The organism is uncultured Campylobacter sp. (assembly GCF_938030685.1).
GTDB lineage: Bacteria > Campylobacterota > Campylobacteria > Campylobacterales > Campylobacteraceae > Campylobacter_B.
Genome location: NZ_CALHHX010000018.1, coordinates 1 through 15,850 on the forward strand (window position 1 = coordinate 1; position 15,850 = coordinate 15,850).

Sequence of the window (15,850 nt, forward strand, 5' to 3'; positions counted from 1 at the left end):
AAATTTGCGCCAGCACGCGCCAGAAGCGATTTTGCGGATTTGCGTAGTAAAAGCCAAATTTACGAGAAACGACGGAGGGAAAGGAGCCGATGATTAAAATTTTAGAATTTTTATCAAAAATCGGCTTAAAAGGGTGGGTTTGGTTCATTTTGCACCTGCTTTGTATTCGCCGAAAACGCCCGCTTGGACGCCATAAAATTTATCTTTCATTTTTACTTTATCTCTCGCAAATACCCGAATTTCGCCCGTAAAGCAACTTGGAGCTGAAGTTGCGCGGTAGCAAAGATTTGGCGCACTCGCTGTATAGCGCCGCGCAGTAAAATTTCTAATGAGCCTGCCGCGGCGCACGATTTGGGTTTAAATTTCAGCTTTTGCAAATCCTAAACCGAGCTTTCGCGGCTAAATTTAAAGCCTCGCGACGGCAAAATTTAAAGCCACGCGGCGATAAATCGAAACAGCACTCGCATTGCAGCGAGCCGAACATTAAAATTTAAAGGGATAAAATGAACGAAGATTTTCAAAGAGCAAAGCTGCAAGGCACGCTCGGCGCGCTCTGCCTACTGGTCGCAAGCGCGGCGTATTCTATAAAAGGCGAGATCGCGTACTTGGATTCTCAAATCTTAGTGTGGATTTTCGCCTTCACATTCCTTTACTACGCGCTTAAAAACATACAAAATATCACGGGTCCGCAGGTTTTTATAATCTTCAAATACGCCTATAGCATCGCGCTTGCGGCGCTGCTATATTTTTCAGCCATTTATATACTCAGAAGATGTGATTGCAGTAGGCTGCAAATATACGTGCCGTATTTGATGTTTGCGGTTACGGTCGCTTGGATAATTATAAATTTTAAATTGCGCGCCGCTACCGGATGCAAGCTTTTTGCCATATACGCCGCGCTGCTAATCGTTGATGACGCCGCAGATATCATCTACGGCATGATGTTCAAAATACCGGCTCCCGCTGCTATAACGATGGGCGTCATAAATTGTATGGAACTGCTAAATTTAATCTTAAATCCATTGGCGTCCGTAGTGCTGCTTCTTGCGTGGCTTAATATAAAAACCCCCGCCGAAGCAAAGGATCTATGGAGCCAGGCGCAGAGATAAAATTTGCCCGCGTTTATACTCGCGCAGAGTTTAAAATTTAGACCGTGCCAGGGGCGTTTGCAAAGATAAAATTTCACGCTCGCATGCGCCGTTTTGGCAAAGACATATGGCAGCCAAAATCCGCCCGCTTGCATCCATCTAAGCAGCGCTAGCCATGCGCTACATCGGCGCGACCCTCGACGAAATCGTTTTATATGATTATAAGGCCCCTTCGCCGCACTCGTAGCCGAAAATTTTAATCCCCGTATCGCTCTGCTCGTAGCGCAGCGCGGGGATCTTTTGCAGCAGATCTTTTAGCTTTTCCAGATCGTTTTTCCGCCCGCCGTCAAAGGCTCGCGGCACCCATACCCACGCGATCTCGTCGTATGCAAACGAGCCCACCGAAAAACTAGCTCGCTTTGAGCCTGCATCCCATTTGGAGGAGTTTTTGATCGCGTAGAAGTTCGGATAGAGGATTTTTTTGATGATGAAGCATTTGCAAAATTTAAAATCTGCGAAAAACTCCGCCCACGTCGCATCCTCGGTAAAATAACCTTTCGCGCGCAGGCGCTTCTTCTCTTTGCGCAGCCTGATCGGCTCATAAAATCGCTGCCAAGCCCTTTCGCAGGCATCCATAAACGCGAGCATACGGGCGAAGTAAATTTTAAAAAGCGCCTTGAAAAGCTCCATCTATTTCTCGATCTGCGATTTTAGCGACTTGTCGATTGCGATCTCGTTTGAGTTTATGTCGATCGTCTGAAGCGCCTTATCCTGAAAGATAAATCCGACCTCCTTCGCGCCGAAGCTCTTTGCGATCGCCTCCAGCGTGTCGGTCGCGGATTTGTGGATCTTGCCGCCAAGATCGTTGATGATTTTTAGCGAGAGCTGCTTGACTTCGTCCTTGGCGTCGTCGATGAGGCGGTTTTTATCGCTCTCGTCAAAGCTCGCGCCGAATAGCCCGTTTAGCGAATCGGGCAGCAGAAACGGCAGCAGCTTGGCGTTTTTCTCGTCGTAAATTTTCATATCTTTGATCGAGTATTTGTATTTGCACGGCGGCATCTTGATCTCGTAGCGATCCTCACCCTGCGGCAGTATCGCAAAGTCGGGGCTTAGCAGGTCGTAAACGAACTCGATCTCAAACTCGAAGATGATGGCGATCTGCTTTTTCGTCATCAACGGCGAGACGAGCGAGCCCAGCAGCCCGCTGCCTACGTTTTGCTTGCGCGTGACGATCTCTTTGGAGTAAATTTTAAAAACGCTCAGCTCGCCGATGCTTTTAAGCCGCGTGATGTCGGTGACGATCTGCGGCTTGCCCGCCTGCTCGCCGCTTTTGCGCATCTTAAAAAACATAAAAACCAAGATGCAAAATATCACTAAATTTAGAAGAAAAGCAAAATTTTCCAAATTTCATCCTTTAAAATTTTATTGGTATTTTAGCAAAATACAGCGCCGATTTGTAGTGCAATTGAAATTTTACGATTTTTGCGGCAAGAAATTTTAAAATCGTAGAACGAATTTTAAAGAAGCGAGCCGCGATTATAAAATTTAACGCGGACGCAGTCCGCCCCGCTAGCGTCGTCGGGGGTTAGGTGGGGTTTGTGGGCGAGCGGAGCAATGCGGTGCTGCGGGGCAGCGCTGCCTCCGCGAGAAGTGCGACCTCGCAATTCAAGCCCCCTTCCCGCCCTGAGAGAAATAGAAATCACGGCATAAATTTCACAGGCTGTGAATTTGGTGATAAATTTTATTTTGTAAGTTTCTATAAAATTTTATGGATATAACTTAGCGCTTGGGTGTATTATGCGCGATATTCGTAAGGGGGCGGCGCTCAGAGTTGCGAGGCGCGCCCGCCCCCTTACCAACCCCCACCCGCGCGACGCTAGAAGTGCGAGCTACGCTCGCGCTAAATTTTAATAAGATTTGAATTGCAATTCTCGAAATTTTATGCTTGTTCGTTTCATTAGAATTAAACTCAGGCGTAGCCCGTGCCACTTAAAGCCTCGCAGGAGAATTAGTTCACCGCGAAGTTTCTCTTAAGGGGGAAGGGGCGCTACTTGCTCTGCATCGCTACGCTCGTTTTGCAAGGCACTCTCCCCCTTCCCCTTAAAATCCCCTAACTCCAGGCACGCTCAAGGGACGGACTGCGTCCGCGTTAAATTTAAACTGCGGCTTGCGCCGCATATTTTGAATTTTAAATTTTGCGTAAAATTTAAAATTACGAGCGCAAAGTATCTCTACGCGGCGGGTATAAGGCAGCAAATTTAAAATTTAACGCGGTGAACCGAAGCTATAACGAGCCGTAGCGAGCCGCAACCTGTGCGTAAGTGAGTATAAATTTAGCCACGTGCCGCGGTATTGGTGCAAACGCGGAGTAAATTTTACAATCTCGGATAAATTTAAAAGCAGATTTTGCAAACGCAGGCAAATTTTATAAGCCCGAGCAAAATTTTACAAAATCTCCCTAAAATCATACCCTGCGTTTTTGAGCGCCCAGGCGATGTCCTCTTGATGAGCCTTGCCTTTGGTCTCAAGCGTGATCGTGATCTGCGCATCGCCGTACTCGATGTTGGTCGAAAAGCGGTCGTAGTCGATCTTGACGATGTTTGCGTTGGCGCGGCGCAAAATTTCGGTAAGCCCCGTAAGCGCGCCCGGCTTATCGACGAGCGTGACGTTGATCGTCATCTTGCGGTGCGATTTTATGAGGCCCTTTTCGATGATGATGTTTAGCATCTGAACGTCGATGTTGCCGCCGCTTAGGATGATGCCGATCTTTGCACCGGCGGGGAATGCAAATTTCGCGTTCATTAGCGCTGCTACTCCCGCCGCGCCCGCACCCTCGACGATGATTTTTTGCTGCTCGAGCAGATAGAGTATCGCGCTTGCGATCTCCTCGTCATCGACCTGCACGAACTCATCGACGCACTCGATGATCGTAGAGAGCGTGATCTCGCTAGTATCCCGCACGGCGATGCCGTCGGCGATGGTGCGGACCGATTTGGAATTTAGCGGCTTTTTCGCAACGAAGCTATCGTGCATCGCAGGCGCACCCTTAGCAGCTACGGCGATGATTTTGATGTCGGGGTTGATCTGCTTGGCGCAGCTGCAAACTCCCGTCGCAAGCCCGCCGCCGCCTACAGGAACGACGATGTATTCAAGATCAGCGACCTCTTCGATCATCTCAAGCGCGATCGTGCCCTGGCCCGCTTGGACGAACTCGTCGTTAAAAGGATGCACGAACGTCAGATTGTGCTCTTTGGCATATTCCAGTGCAAACGCGTACGCCTCGTCGAAATTATCGCCCTTTAGGATGATCTCTGCGCCCAGAGCCTTCGTGCCGCTTACCTTAAGTAGCGGCGTGGCTTCAGGCATTACGATCACGGCATGCACGCCGAATTTTTGCGCGCTCATCGCTACGCCCTGGGCGTGGTTGCCCGCGCTTGCAGCTATTACTCCATGGGCCCGCTCCTCATCCGTTAGGTGCGCGATTTTATTGTAAGCGCCGCGAATCTTATACGCGCCTGTTCGCTGCAAATTCTCGCTTTTGAGATACACTTCCGCGCCGTAAAGCTTGCTGAGCTTCGGCGCCAGAGCAAAGGGCGTTTTATAGACGAAATCGTTTATCGTGCGCTTTGCTTGGATGATTTTATTTAGATCAATCATCTACTTCCTTTCATAATTTTAAATTTTGTTATTATACATATTTTAGGCGAAATTTTATCCCGCGCGCAGCCTAAATCCGCAGCTTCGGTCTTAGATCCGCTTAACTCCTGCGCCGCAGCAGCACGCCGCATTCGATATGGCTCGTATGCGCGAACTGATCGAAGATCGCAAACCTGCGCACCTCGTGCGTAGCACAAAGCGAGCGTAAATTTTCAAAAAGTGTCTGCGGGTTACAGGATATGCAGATCAAATTTTGAAAATTTTTTATGAAATCAATCACGCTAGGCTCTAGCCCCGCTCGCGGCGGATCGATCAAGACGTGCGAAAAATCGTAGCCGAAAATATCGATCCCTTTTAGCCGCTCAAACTTGCGCTGCCGCGCAAACGCGCTCATCAGCTCATCTGCACTAAGGCGGACGAATTGCGCGTTGCAAATGCCGTTGAGCTCGCAGTTTATGCGGGCATTGGCGATCGAGCTTTTTGAAATTTCACTCGCCAACACGCGGTTAAATTTAGCCGCAAGCGGGATGGTGAAGTTGCCGTGCCCACAGTACAGCTCCAGCAGATCGCGCGCGACGTAGTTCTCGCAGCTCGAATTTTGCGCGATGAGTTTTTCGCAGGCTGAATTTTGCACGCTTTGCTTTTCGCAATCCAAATTTTTCGTGGCGGAATTTTGCGCATCCAAATCCTTACGAGCGAAATTCTTATCCGCAGAGCTCTCGCCTGCGGACGCGCAGTTAAATTTCGCGGAATTTTCGCCGCTACATTCTGTGCAAGCGAAATTTGCCTTAACGGAATTTTGGCAAGCGGCATCCAATTCGGCGGAATTTTCAGAAACGAAATTTCTATCCGTAAAATTTTGCGTAGCAGTCTGCTCACAGCCATAATTTTGCGCGCCAGAATTCTCCGCTATTAAATTCTTTGCGACGAAATTCTGCGCGGCGCACACCTCGCTCGCGCCATCTTTGCCGAAGTCCACGCAGCTTCTCACCCAGGCGATCATCTTTTCATTCACGCCGCGGTTAGGCTGGATGAAGGCGTTTTCGCCGAAGCGAAATTTATAAACCCGTCCGTCCACGCAGAGCTCGTCTGTGAGGCTTAGCTCACCGCTTAGCAGCTTCTGTCCGCGCGCGCGAGCCATAACCCTGATGCCAAGCTTGTCCGCCAGCTCGCAAATCGCCTCCTGCTCGCGCTCGCCCAGGCGCTTGTGATAAAGCAGCGTCGCCAAAATCCCGCTGGCGCAGGATATAAACTCGACGCCAAAGAGCTTTTCTTTTAAAGCTTCGCTCCGCCTAAGCGCTTCCAGCAGCCGCGGCATTAAATTTGCGATAGGAAGCGCTACCTTGGGGCATTCGTTAATTAAAATTTTCTTGCTACGTGTGCCGCCCATCGTGTAGGCAAGATCAAATGCACTATGCCAAATATCGTGCCAGATGCCAAATTCCGCCCTGATGCGGTAATTTTGCGGCTGCGAGGCAAAAAACTCAAACTCGCCGTCAAAAAATTCTTTGAACTTATTGCCGATCAGCTGCTTTTTGTATGAAATTTGATCCTCATAGGGCTCACCGAGCGTGCAGCTGCCGCAACTACCGAAGCTTTCGCAATTCATACATCCACTCTTTTACCCACCACGCGCAGTAAAAGAATGATAGCCGCGATACCCAGGATCAGACATCCCCACACGCTAAGTCCAAAGCCCGCAGGCAGGTAGCCGCAAATGATACTGATGCCGCAAACGACCAGCGCATAGGTCATCTGCGTGCTTACGTGCTCGATGTGATCGCAGCCCGCGCCCATCGAGGAGAGGATCGTCGTATCCGAAATCGGCGAGCAGTGATCGCCGAATATCGCTCCCGTAAGTACCGCGCTGATATTTACACACATAAAAACGTGAAATTCCTCGCCGCTAAGTCCGTATTTTTGCCCCACGGCGTGAGCAAGAGGCACGGCTAAAGGTGTGACGATACCCATAGTACCGAAGCTTGTGCCCGTTGAAAATGAGATAAACGAGCTAAGCACGAAGATCACGATCGCAAGAGCAAAGCGCGGCGTAGCGTCGCTTAGAAGCTCGACTAGGTAGCGCGAAGTACCTAGCTCTTTGATAACCGAGCTTAGCGACCACGCAAAAAGCAGGATTATGACGGTATTTAGCATGCTTTTCCAGCCGCCAACCCAGACCTCGATCGCCTCTTTGACGCCGTAAATTTTTTGTGCGATGCCTAAAACGACGGCGATGATCGATGAAAAGAGCGCGGATTGAAACAGCACTACCGAGGCGTCCGCCGCGCTAAATGCAGTACGGATCGAAGTAAAGCTAAGAGGGGCTGCCTTGACCGCCTCCAAAGCCTCGCCCTCCAGCGAGCTGTAGCCGTTAAAATAAAACCCGATGACGGAAAGGACGATCATCGCTCCTAGCGGGATTATCGCGTTTAGCTTGCGAAGTGCGACGCCCTCTTTGGGTACGAAAATTTGATCCTCTAAATTTTTGATCTTAAAATCAGCAGCTCCGCTCTTGCCGCCGCGAGATGCGATCTCTGCGCGATACATAGAGCCAAACTCCCTACTCATCACGGCGGTGGCCACTACGAAAAAGATCATGAAAATATTATAAAATCTATACGGGATCGTCTCTACAAAGACGGTGAAGGCGTTTATGTTTTCTACGCCGATCTGCGAGTAAGCCTCTTTGATCGCCGAAATTTCAACTCCGACCCACGTGGAGATCACAGCGATGCCGGTAATCGGCGCGGCGGTCGCGTCGATGATGAAGGCGAATTTCGCGCGCGAAATTTTAAATTTATCCATCAGAGGCCGCATGATGGGGCCCACTATCAGGGCATTTGCGTAATCGTCAAAAAATATCACGATACCCATCAGCCAGGTGTAAATTTGACCCAAAACGGGAGTGTCTGCGTGTTTGCTAAGCCAGAGCGCAAGCGCCTTCGTGCCGCCGCTTTTGGTCACCAGAGCGATGAGCCCGCCGATACACATAACCTGAAGCAAAATACCCGCATTCCACGTATCCGCCATCGATTTTACCATACGCGAGCACAGATCGGTAAAAGCGAAAAGCGCCGAAGCCGCGATATTTTGATCGACCATACCGATAAGAAAGGTTCCGCTTAGCACGCCCAGAAACAGCGACAAAATCACGTCTTTGGTGATAAAAGCAAGCACGATCGCCGCAACCGGCGGGATAAGCGTCAGCACGCCGTAAAGCTCGCTGTTTCGCACGGCGGGCTCCACGTCCGCAAGCGCCAGCGCGGGCAAAAAAATCGCCGTAAAGATAAGCAAATTTTTTAACATTTTAATCCTTGATGATTGATAAAATTTTAAAATTTAACCTCCGATCGGAGGTTAAATTTTAAAATTCTGCGCGCCTTGCAGCAACTATTCGTATTCACGCGCTTTCTTTTACGGCGATTGTTGAGCGCCTTGATCGCGCAGCAAGCTCTACAATTTTACTGCGTTTGCAATTTTGCGAACGCATTTTTAAGTAACTTGTCGCGCAGTAAAATCTCTCCGGTGCAAAATACCGCGCACGGCGTAATCAAAAGCATTTTATAAACGCATTTAAAATTTTACTTAACATAGCAAAAGCTTCAAATCAAGGTAAAATTCCACAATGATGCAACGCTTACTTTGTCGCAAAAGCGATAAATTTCGCGCACAAAATTTGACGAAATCTCGCTCTTGATCGCAAACCAAAATCCCTCGGCAAAAATTTTATCGCGCATAAATTGCACAAATCGCCATTTTTAAAGCTCGTCTGCACGTTTATAAAATTTCAGTGCATGCAACCTGCGCAAGCAAAGCGATAAAATTTTAAAGCGTTAAATTCTACCAACTCCCGCTCGAAAAATCCGCTAAATTTATAGAATTTACAAAGCGGCAAAACATTAAATTTAAAGCTCATAAGGCTTTTGCAAACCCAAAACGCCGCAAACCTAAAACGACGAAGCGGTAAACGACCCTTTAAATCAAGCCTGCTAATTCTCACGCTCAGGCGCATCTTGCGGATCGCTCGTAAAATCATCGCTTGCTTGTGTAGGACTTAGTCCAAGCGAGCGCAAATAGCTCTGCGTAGCCGCTTCGCCGCCTGCAAGCGCGTAGTCTAGCGCATTTAGTTCCGACTCATCGACTGCTTTTTCGTTTGCACCCGATTTTACGAGCAATTCAACGATCTGCTTGGTACTTTTTTGCGCCGCAAACATCAGCAGTGTCTTACCCGCGCCCGAACGCTCACAGCCGTCGCTACGCTCACCTAGCGATGCTAGAGCCTGGGCCTCGGCGCTGCCGATCTGGCGGACATTTACGCTAGCGTGCGAGTAAATTAGCAACTTTACGAGCTCATAATTTTTTGCCGCGGCGGCGAAAAATATCGGAGTTTGCCCAAGCGAGTTTTTATAGCCAACCAAGGCGCCTTTAGAGATCATAAATTTTGCGCTTTGAACGTTATTCATCGCGTAAAATAGCGAGTTTTCCTCGCCAGCATTCACCTGCGCGCCTCGTTCGATCAAAGCGCCGCTAAAACGCTCGTCATATCCTAGCAAAAGTGCCAGATCCAGGGCATTATCAAGCTCGTAAATTGCAAAATCCTTGCTAAAAAGTAGCGTACGAAACTCATCTGCACCTACTCCGCCTTTTAGCGCCAGCTCAAGCTCACCGTAATCTCCCGCCTTGCGATCCTTTGCAGCATATGCGATAAATTCCGCTATCACGGCGCTTGCTAGCTCATCGGCATCGTTTTTGTTGAATTTAGCGGCGAAATAATCTCTTAGTGCCTCCCTGGCTGCCGGGACCTCGCCCATAAAATTGCCATAAGCGATGAAATTTCCAATCTTGCGCTCGGAGTAAAATTCTAAGGCTTCAAGCGATTTTTCGCTAATTTGCGCGTAGTTTTTCTCTTTAGCATAGCTCAAAAAGCCCTCGCCATCCATCCCCGCAAATGCCAAGGTTCGCTCAAGCCTTTTTTCGTTCAACAAGGCTTCGTTACCGACACAATCGATATTTTCGTCCCTGATCTCAGAAGCCGCTCTTTTTAAATTTTGCAAAAATTCCGCGCCAACTAACGAGCCTTTACAGCCAAAATCGCTTTGCAGCAGCTCTTCGTCCGCAGGCTCCTTACTAAAAAAGCCGCGCGGATCGCTTAGTATCTGCTCGCAAGAAGCACCAAAAAGCGTGCCGCAAAAAACAAACGAACCCATTAGAATTTTTCGCATCGCTACCTCGAATTGCATTTGAAGCGTTATTTTACCTTTAAATTTATTTATTAAAACTTAGTGCGGGCGGTGGAATTTTATGGAATTCCTTTCAACCTTATAAAATTTTGCGGAATTTTTAAAATTTTACGGCGCAGCGGCGTGGCGGCGGACGGCGCTAAACGACGACTAGGCAGAGGCGTAGCGACTGGCGGCGCTATATAACGGCGCGGCGACGAGCGGCGTTAAATAATGGCAGTTAGAGGCGCAGCAATGGAGGGCTATATGAGAGCACAGCGATCGGCAGGCTAAAATTTTAAAATTTACGCGCGAGCTAGCGGTAAAATAAAATTTTGCAAGCTGTACAGATCTGGCGGAATTCCGTGCTAGGTTTATCGTGAAATAAAATTTTACAAGTGAAGTCCGTTCTGCAGAATTTTACGCACAATTAGTAGAGAGATAGAATTTGCGAGGTAAAATTCCTCGCAGAATAAAAGAATTTTGCAGCGAGTAGAGTTAAATTTCGCCGCGCGAAATTCCGCGCCTAGCGCAAAATCCGTCGCGTTAAAATTTAGCGAATTTCAATCTGATGGAATTTAGCACGACTGTTACAGAGCTAAAGCACATCGCCGCAGCACCGTACATCGGCTTTAAAAGCATACCGAGCGCCGGATATAGCGCGCCTGCTGCGATCGGGATGCATACGGCGTTGTAAAACAGCGCCCAGAAGAGGTTTTGCTTGATCGTCCGCATTGCGGCGCCGCCTAGGCGGAATAGATATAGCACGCTTTCAAGGTCGTTTTTTATAAAGATTACGTCGCCCGCACCCTTGGCTATGTCGCTGCCGCCGTTCATCGCGATGCCGATACTGGCGGCTTTTAAGCTCGGTGCGTCATTGACGCCGTCGCCCACGAAAAGCACCCGCTTGCCATCGTCCGTCAGGGATTTGATGAACTCATATTTGCCGCTTGGAAGCACTCCGCTTTTTACCTCGTCGATGCCGAGGTTGCGAGCGACGAAATTTGCCGTTTTAGCGTTATCGCCCGTTAGCATGACGGTTTTTACGCCTCTGTTTTGCAGCGTCTGAATGACGTCCCGCGCTTCGGCCCTGATCTCGTCGCTAAATGCGATGAAGCCCGCGTACGAGCCGCCTATCGCGCAGTAAACGACGCCGAAGCCCTTGTCTAAAAGCTCCTCCGCTTCTACTTCAACGCCCGCATCCACGCCGCGCTCACGCAGAAAGCCCGTGCTGCCGCAAAGAATTTCGCCGGTGGGATTTTTAGCGACGATCCCCTTGCCCGCGATGCTTTCGAACTCGCCGTTAAATTTAGAAATTTCACCGAATTTCAGCTCGGCAAATTTTACGATCGCCTTTGAGATCGGATGCTCGCTAAGCTTTTGCGCGCTTGCCAGAGCGTAGAGATCTTGGGCGCTCAAATCGCTGAAGCTTACCGAAATTTCGCCCTTGCTAAGCGTGCCGGTTTTATCGAAAACCGCGACGTCCGCGTCCTTTAAAATTTCTAAAATTTCGGGATTTTTGATTAAAATTCCAGCCTTTGCGGCGTTTGAGATCGCGCAAACGATAGCAATCGGCGTCGCAAGACCTAGCGCGCAGGGGCAGGAGATGATAAGCACGCAGATAGCGGCGGATGCGGCGTATGAAAGCCGCCCGTCAAGCGTCATCCACGCTATAAAGCTAACAAGCGCGATCAAGATCACCGCGGGCACGAAAATATTTGAAATTTTATCGGCAAAGCGCGCGATCGGCATCTTTTTGTTGCCCGCCTCGTTTAGCAGATTTTTAATCTCGGCAAGCAGCGTCTGATGCGAAAATTTCGTCACCTTCACGTAGATGACGCCGTCCGTGCTGACGCAGCCCGCATTTACCTCATCGCCCACGCCTTTATAAACCGCTAAGCTCTCGCCGCTGATGAGCGAAGCGTCGATCTGCGCGCCGCCCTCGACGATAAGCCCGTCGCAGGGGATGCGCGAGCCGTTTTTTACGAGCACCTTATCGCCCGGCTTTAGCGATTCTGCGCGCACTTCGGCTATCGTGCCGTCGTCCTTGATCAAAAGCGCGGTTTTAGGGCTTAGATCGATTAGTCCCTTGATGTAGTCGTTCGCCTTCATCTTGCTGCGCTCTTCTAGGTATTTGCCGAGCGAGATAAAGGCGATTATCATCGAGGCGGAGGAGAAATAAAGATTGGTAAATTCATTCTGCACGCCGTGCGTATAGACCCACGCCGCGGCCGTTAGCGAATAGGCAAACGCAAAAAAGCTTCCCATCGCCACGAGCACGTTCATATCAAAGCTTCTGTTTTTCAACGCGCCGTAAGCGTGATAAAAGAAGTTCTTGCCGCAGTAAAATAGGCTCACGCACGCCATCGCCGCGCAAAGTAGCGCCTTTGGAACGAAGCCTAAAAACCCGCTCATCTCCACCGCCATCACCGCCGCGGCTAAAATGAGAGCGAGGATTAGCCTAAATAGCGCCGCTTTGAGGTTGCGCCTCTTTTTGCGCTCCAAATCCTCGTAATCTACGGCGATGTCGTAGCCTAGCTTTTTGATCTTGGCTTTTAGCGTCTCCTCAAGCGCCGGATCGGCAAGTACGAACTCGCCGCTGCCGTTTGCGAAATTTACGTGGGCCTCCTGCACCCCCTCGATCTTGCGACTTACCCGCTCGATCGCATTAGAGCAGTTTACGCAGCTCATCCCGACGATATTTAGAGTGATTTTGCTTGACATCCGTTAGTTTTCGCAGGCTAGCTTTTCTGCGACGCTAAAGCCCAAATCGTCCATCTCCTCTTTAAATTTAGCCTCGTCGCGTGGATCTAAGCTTAAACTCACCACTCCGCTTGCCACGTCCACCTCGATCTCGCCGAAATCATCCTTAAGCGCGTTTTTGATCGTCCTCGCGCAGTTTTCGCAGTGGATATTTTGCGCCTTAAATTTTACGCTTTGTTTCAAAGCCATGGGTCTCTCCTTTGGATTAAAATTTCAAAACTTATACTACTTTTTAATAAATTTTATTTCAACGCCCGCTCCTGAAATTTAAGGGTTTTTCGTTATAATCACCCGTTTTAAATTTAAGCTTTAAGGAATTTTATGGGACGAGCTTTTGAATACAGACGCGCTTCAAAAGAAGCTAGATGGGGGAAGATGAGCAAACTTTTCCCAAAACTGGGCAAGGCCATAACGATGGCGGCGAAAGAGGGCGGCGAAGACCCGCTGATGAACTCCAAACTGCGCGCCGCGATCGCCACGGCAAAGGCGCAAAATATGCCCAAAGACAACATCGACGCGGCTATTAAACGCGCTAGCGGCAAGGATAGCGCCGATATCAAAACGATCTTTTACGACGGCAAGGCGCCCCACGGCGCGCTTTTAATAATCGAATGCGCCACCGATAACCCGACCCGTACCGTCGCAAACGTAAAGTCGATTTTAAACAAAGCCAAGGGCGAGTTTTTGCCGAGCGGCAGTTTGAAATTTATGTTTTCGCACAAGGCTGTTTTTGAGACCAAGCTGCCGAACCGCGACATCGAGGAGCTGGAGCTTGAGCTCATCGACTTCGGTCTTAGCGAGCTTGAGATCAATGAGTTTGAAAACGACAAGGGAGAGCTCGAAAAGACGCTTCTAATCTACGGCGAATACGAAAGCTTCGGCACTCTAAACGAAGGTATCGAAAAGATAGGGCTTGAGATCATCAGCGCAAGCTTAAAATTCGTCGCCAACGAAAAGCACGAATTTAGCGAGGATCAGCTGGGCGACATAGACGCGCTAATAGAGCGGCTGGAGGATGACGACGACGTGCAGGCAGTTTACACCAACATCGCATAGGAGAAAAAAATGGAAAGCTTAAAAATTTACGACATCGACGCAGCGGCTTTGGCGCGCGATAAATACGCCATTATCAAAACCGAAAAGGGCGATATGAAGCTGGAACTTTTCGCAGATGAAGCGCCGCAGGCGGTTACGAATTTCGCTAGCCTCGCGCGCAGCGGGTTTTACAAGGGGTTAAATTTTCACCGTGTAATTCCAAATTTCGTGATCCAAGGCGGCTGCCCGCGCGGCACCGGCACGGGCGGTCCCGGCTGGCGCATAAAGTGCGAATGCGACCGCCAAAAGCACAAGCACGTGCGCGGCGCACTTTCGATGGCGCACGCAGGACGCGATACGGGCGGGAGCCAGTTTTTCGTCTGCCACAGCGCGCAGCCGCACCTAGACGGCGTGCACACGGTGTTCGGTCGTATCGTGGATCAGCCTAGCCTAGAGGTTCTGGACGCGATCAGGCAGGGCGATAAGATCATCGACGTTGAGATTAAAGAGAGCCTGCAATCGTGATTAAATTTAAACCGCGGGGCATCAGACCGTGATAAAGATCGGCACGGACATAACCGCGGTGCGCAGGATCGCGGCGCTGCGCGCAAAATACGGCGCGAAATTTCTAAAGCGTATTTTGAAAAAATCCGAGCGCTCCTCCGCGCTGCGCGACGAAAGTATCGCGGGCATCTATGCCGCCAAAGAAGCGCTTAGCAAAGCGCTAGGCACCGGTATCGGCGCGGAATTCGGCTTTAAAGACGCTAAAATTTACAAAGACGCCCTGGGCGCGCCGCATTTAAAAATCCGTAAAAAAATCCGTAAAAAATTTCATATCAAATCCGCAAGCCTTAGCATCACGCACGACGCAAACGTCGCAATCGCCGTAGTCGCACTAAAACTCAATAAACCGCGCTCGAAGTAACGAAGCGAAGCGGCGCGGCAGCAAGAACTCCGCGTAAATTCTGCATAAATTTTGCGCGACGAAATATGTGCTATATAGCAACAGACTTTGCCTATCTCAAATTTTATATTTGCCGACTTAAAATTCTAATTCATGGATGAAATTTTAGAGCACAAAATTTACCGCAACGAAATTTTGAAATTTCACCGCGCCGCAGAATTTTGCTTTAAATTTAAGACATGGAATTTTATAGCGGCGAGGCGGCATAGACTCAAAAGGTAAAATTTCAGCCTGGAATTTAGCGGCAAAAGTATAGACTTTCTATTAAAATTTCACGGCGAAATCGCGCTTTGAAATTTAAAACGGATGCGAAGTCTGCTCCGCCCAATCTATCGCATCATCAAGGATTAAACGGAAGTTCTTGAGCCAATGAAACACGCGCCGCGGCGGCATCTGTTCGTCACACCCATCTCAAGCAAGAGCTTTTGTGCCGTATCTATGTCGAATATAATACCGCAGATAGCGCGGCGTTCTCTATTGCTATGTGCAAAAAGAGGGAGGCGGGCTTGCGTAGCTACATTTACCGCTTAGTCTGCCGCTAGCTTGAACATGCACAGATAAGCGGCGTGCCCACAGCAGCGAGCGATTAAAATTTACACGGCGAAATTTAAAGATGAAATTCCGCGGGCCGTAAATTTAGCGCTAAATTTTAAAATTTCACGGCGGCGCAAATTTTAAAATTTCATACAGGGCGGATTTAAAATTTTAAGCCGCGAGCTTACGGGGCTAAATTTAGCCGCCAAGAAGTTTGCAAGTCTCTGCAAAGTGGAATTTTATCGCAGCGCGACGCCGCAAAATTTTCAATTACTCGTATTTGGACGGCAGATTTACGCGGCTTACGTTTTCGCACGAAGTATAAATTTCCAATAGTCTATATTTTAGCCGCTTTAAGACTGCGCCCAAAGTCGCCCCGTATTTAGAGCCGCGTAAATTTTAATCGCCCGCGCCAAGATACGATTAAATTTAAAGCGCAAAGTGCGGTCGCAACGCCAGCTTACGTCAAAACGTCTAAAACTACGACTAAAATTCCAAGCCGCGATCGAATTTTAGCGCGATAAAGGCGGATTATTCCGCCTTTTTTAGATTATCGGCGAGCAAAAACGCAAGCTCTAGCGCCTGATCTG

The 15,850-nt window shown here is 49.2% G+C and carries 15 protein-coding genes; 4 read left to right on the top strand and 11 right to left on the bottom strand.

What is annotated here, in order from left to right; translation table 11 throughout:
* Positions 1-148 (bottom strand): uracil-DNA glycosylase family protein (locus Q0369_RS00870; protein WP_367178952.1); only part of this gene is annotated, 148 nt, incomplete at its 3' end.
* A gap of 355 nt (positions 149-503) precedes the next feature.
* Here Q0369_RS00870 and Q0369_RS00875 point away from each other — a divergent pair.
* Positions 504-1,109, top strand: a complete 606-nt coding sequence (locus Q0369_RS00875; protein WP_298094715.1) for a hypothetical protein — start codon at positions 504-506, stop codon at positions 1,107-1,109.
* Positions 1,110-1,307: 198 nt separating this feature from the next.
* On the opposite strand, the gene Q0369_RS00880 is transcribed toward Q0369_RS00875, so the two are convergent.
* The 10 genes from Q0369_RS00880 to Q0369_RS00925 all read right to left on the bottom strand — a co-directional run bounded on the left by Q0369_RS00880 (position 1,308) and on the right by Q0369_RS00925 (position 12,916).
* Positions 1,308-1,778, bottom strand: a complete 471-nt coding sequence (locus Q0369_RS00880) for a hypothetical protein (RefSeq protein ID WP_298094718.1) — start codon at positions 1,776-1,778, stop codon at positions 1,308-1,310.
* Positions 1,779-2,492 carry a DUF4230 domain-containing protein gene (locus tag Q0369_RS00885; RefSeq protein WP_298094722.1) on the bottom strand — a complete coding sequence of 238 codons (714 nt, stop codon included), beginning with the start codon at positions 2,490-2,492 and terminating at the stop codon, positions 1,779-1,781.
* A gap of 1,041 nt (positions 2,493-3,533) precedes the next feature.
* On the bottom strand, positions 3,534-4,745 hold the full coding sequence (ilvA, locus tag Q0369_RS00890) for a threonine ammonia-lyase (RefSeq protein ID WP_298094724.1): 1,212 nt from the start codon (positions 4,743-4,745) through the stop codon (positions 3,534-3,536).
* Positions 4,746-4,845: 100 nt separating this feature from the next.
* Positions 4,846-6,354 (bottom strand): tRNA (uridine(54)-C5)-methyltransferase TrmA, encoded by a 1,509-nt coding sequence (locus Q0369_RS00895; RefSeq protein WP_298094727.1) that lies wholly within the window; start codon positions 6,352-6,354, stop codon positions 4,846-4,848.
* Entirely contained in the window at positions 6,351-8,051 is a 1,701-nt protein-coding gene (locus Q0369_RS00900; RefSeq protein ID WP_298094729.1) for a Na+/H+ antiporter NhaC family protein, read from the bottom strand. Before Q0369_RS00900 ends, Q0369_RS00895 begins: the two co-directional genes overlap by 4 nt.
* Positions 8,052-8,347: 296 nt before the next feature.
* Positions 8,348-8,491, bottom strand: coding sequence for a hypothetical protein (locus tag Q0369_RS00905; RefSeq protein WP_298094732.1), 144 nt, complete (start codon positions 8,489-8,491; stop codon positions 8,348-8,350).
* Between the two features lie 41 nt (positions 8,492-8,532).
* Complete coding sequence (locus Q0369_RS00910) at positions 8,533-8,745, bottom strand: hypothetical protein (protein ID WP_298094735.1); 213 nt, start codon at positions 8,743-8,745, stop codon at positions 8,533-8,535.
* Positions 8,735-9,985 (bottom strand): ankyrin repeat domain-containing protein, encoded by a 1,251-nt coding sequence (locus tag Q0369_RS00915; RefSeq protein WP_298094738.1) that lies wholly within the window; start codon positions 9,983-9,985, stop codon positions 8,735-8,737. The genes Q0369_RS00910 and Q0369_RS00915 overlap by 11 nt, the downstream gene beginning before the upstream one ends.
* A gap of 525 nt (positions 9,986-10,510) precedes the next feature.
* Entirely contained in the window at positions 10,511-12,688 is a 2,178-nt protein-coding gene (locus tag Q0369_RS00920; protein WP_298094742.1) for a cation-translocating P-type ATPase, read from the bottom strand.
* Between the two features lie 3 nt (positions 12,689-12,691).
* Positions 12,692-12,916: a heavy-metal-associated domain-containing protein gene (locus Q0369_RS00925; RefSeq protein ID WP_297921553.1), complete on the bottom strand. Its 225-nt coding sequence runs from the start codon at positions 12,914-12,916 to the stop codon at positions 12,692-12,694.
* 132 nt (positions 12,917-13,048) lie between these two features.
* On the opposite strand from Q0369_RS00925, the gene Q0369_RS00930 reads away from it, so the two are divergent.
* From Q0369_RS00930 to acpS, 3 genes are read left to right on the top strand one after another with little or no spacing between them, the layout of a single operon-like run.
* The gene (locus Q0369_RS00930) at positions 13,049-13,783 is read left to right on the top strand and encodes a YebC/PmpR family DNA-binding transcriptional regulator (protein WP_298094745.1); all 735 of its coding nucleotides are present in this window, start codon (positions 13,049-13,051) and stop codon (positions 13,781-13,783) included.
* 9 nt (positions 13,784-13,792) lie between these two features.
* Positions 13,793-14,287, top strand: coding sequence for a peptidylprolyl isomerase (locus Q0369_RS00935; RefSeq protein ID WP_298094748.1), 495 nt, complete (start codon positions 13,793-13,795; stop codon positions 14,285-14,287).
* Positions 14,288-14,315: 28 nt separating this feature from the next.
* Positions 14,316-14,687: a holo-ACP synthase gene (gene acpS / locus Q0369_RS00940; protein ID WP_297880665.1), complete on the top strand. Its 372-nt coding sequence runs from the start codon at positions 14,316-14,318 to the stop codon at positions 14,685-14,687.
* The last annotated feature ends 1,163 nt before the right edge of the window (positions 14,688-15,850 follow it).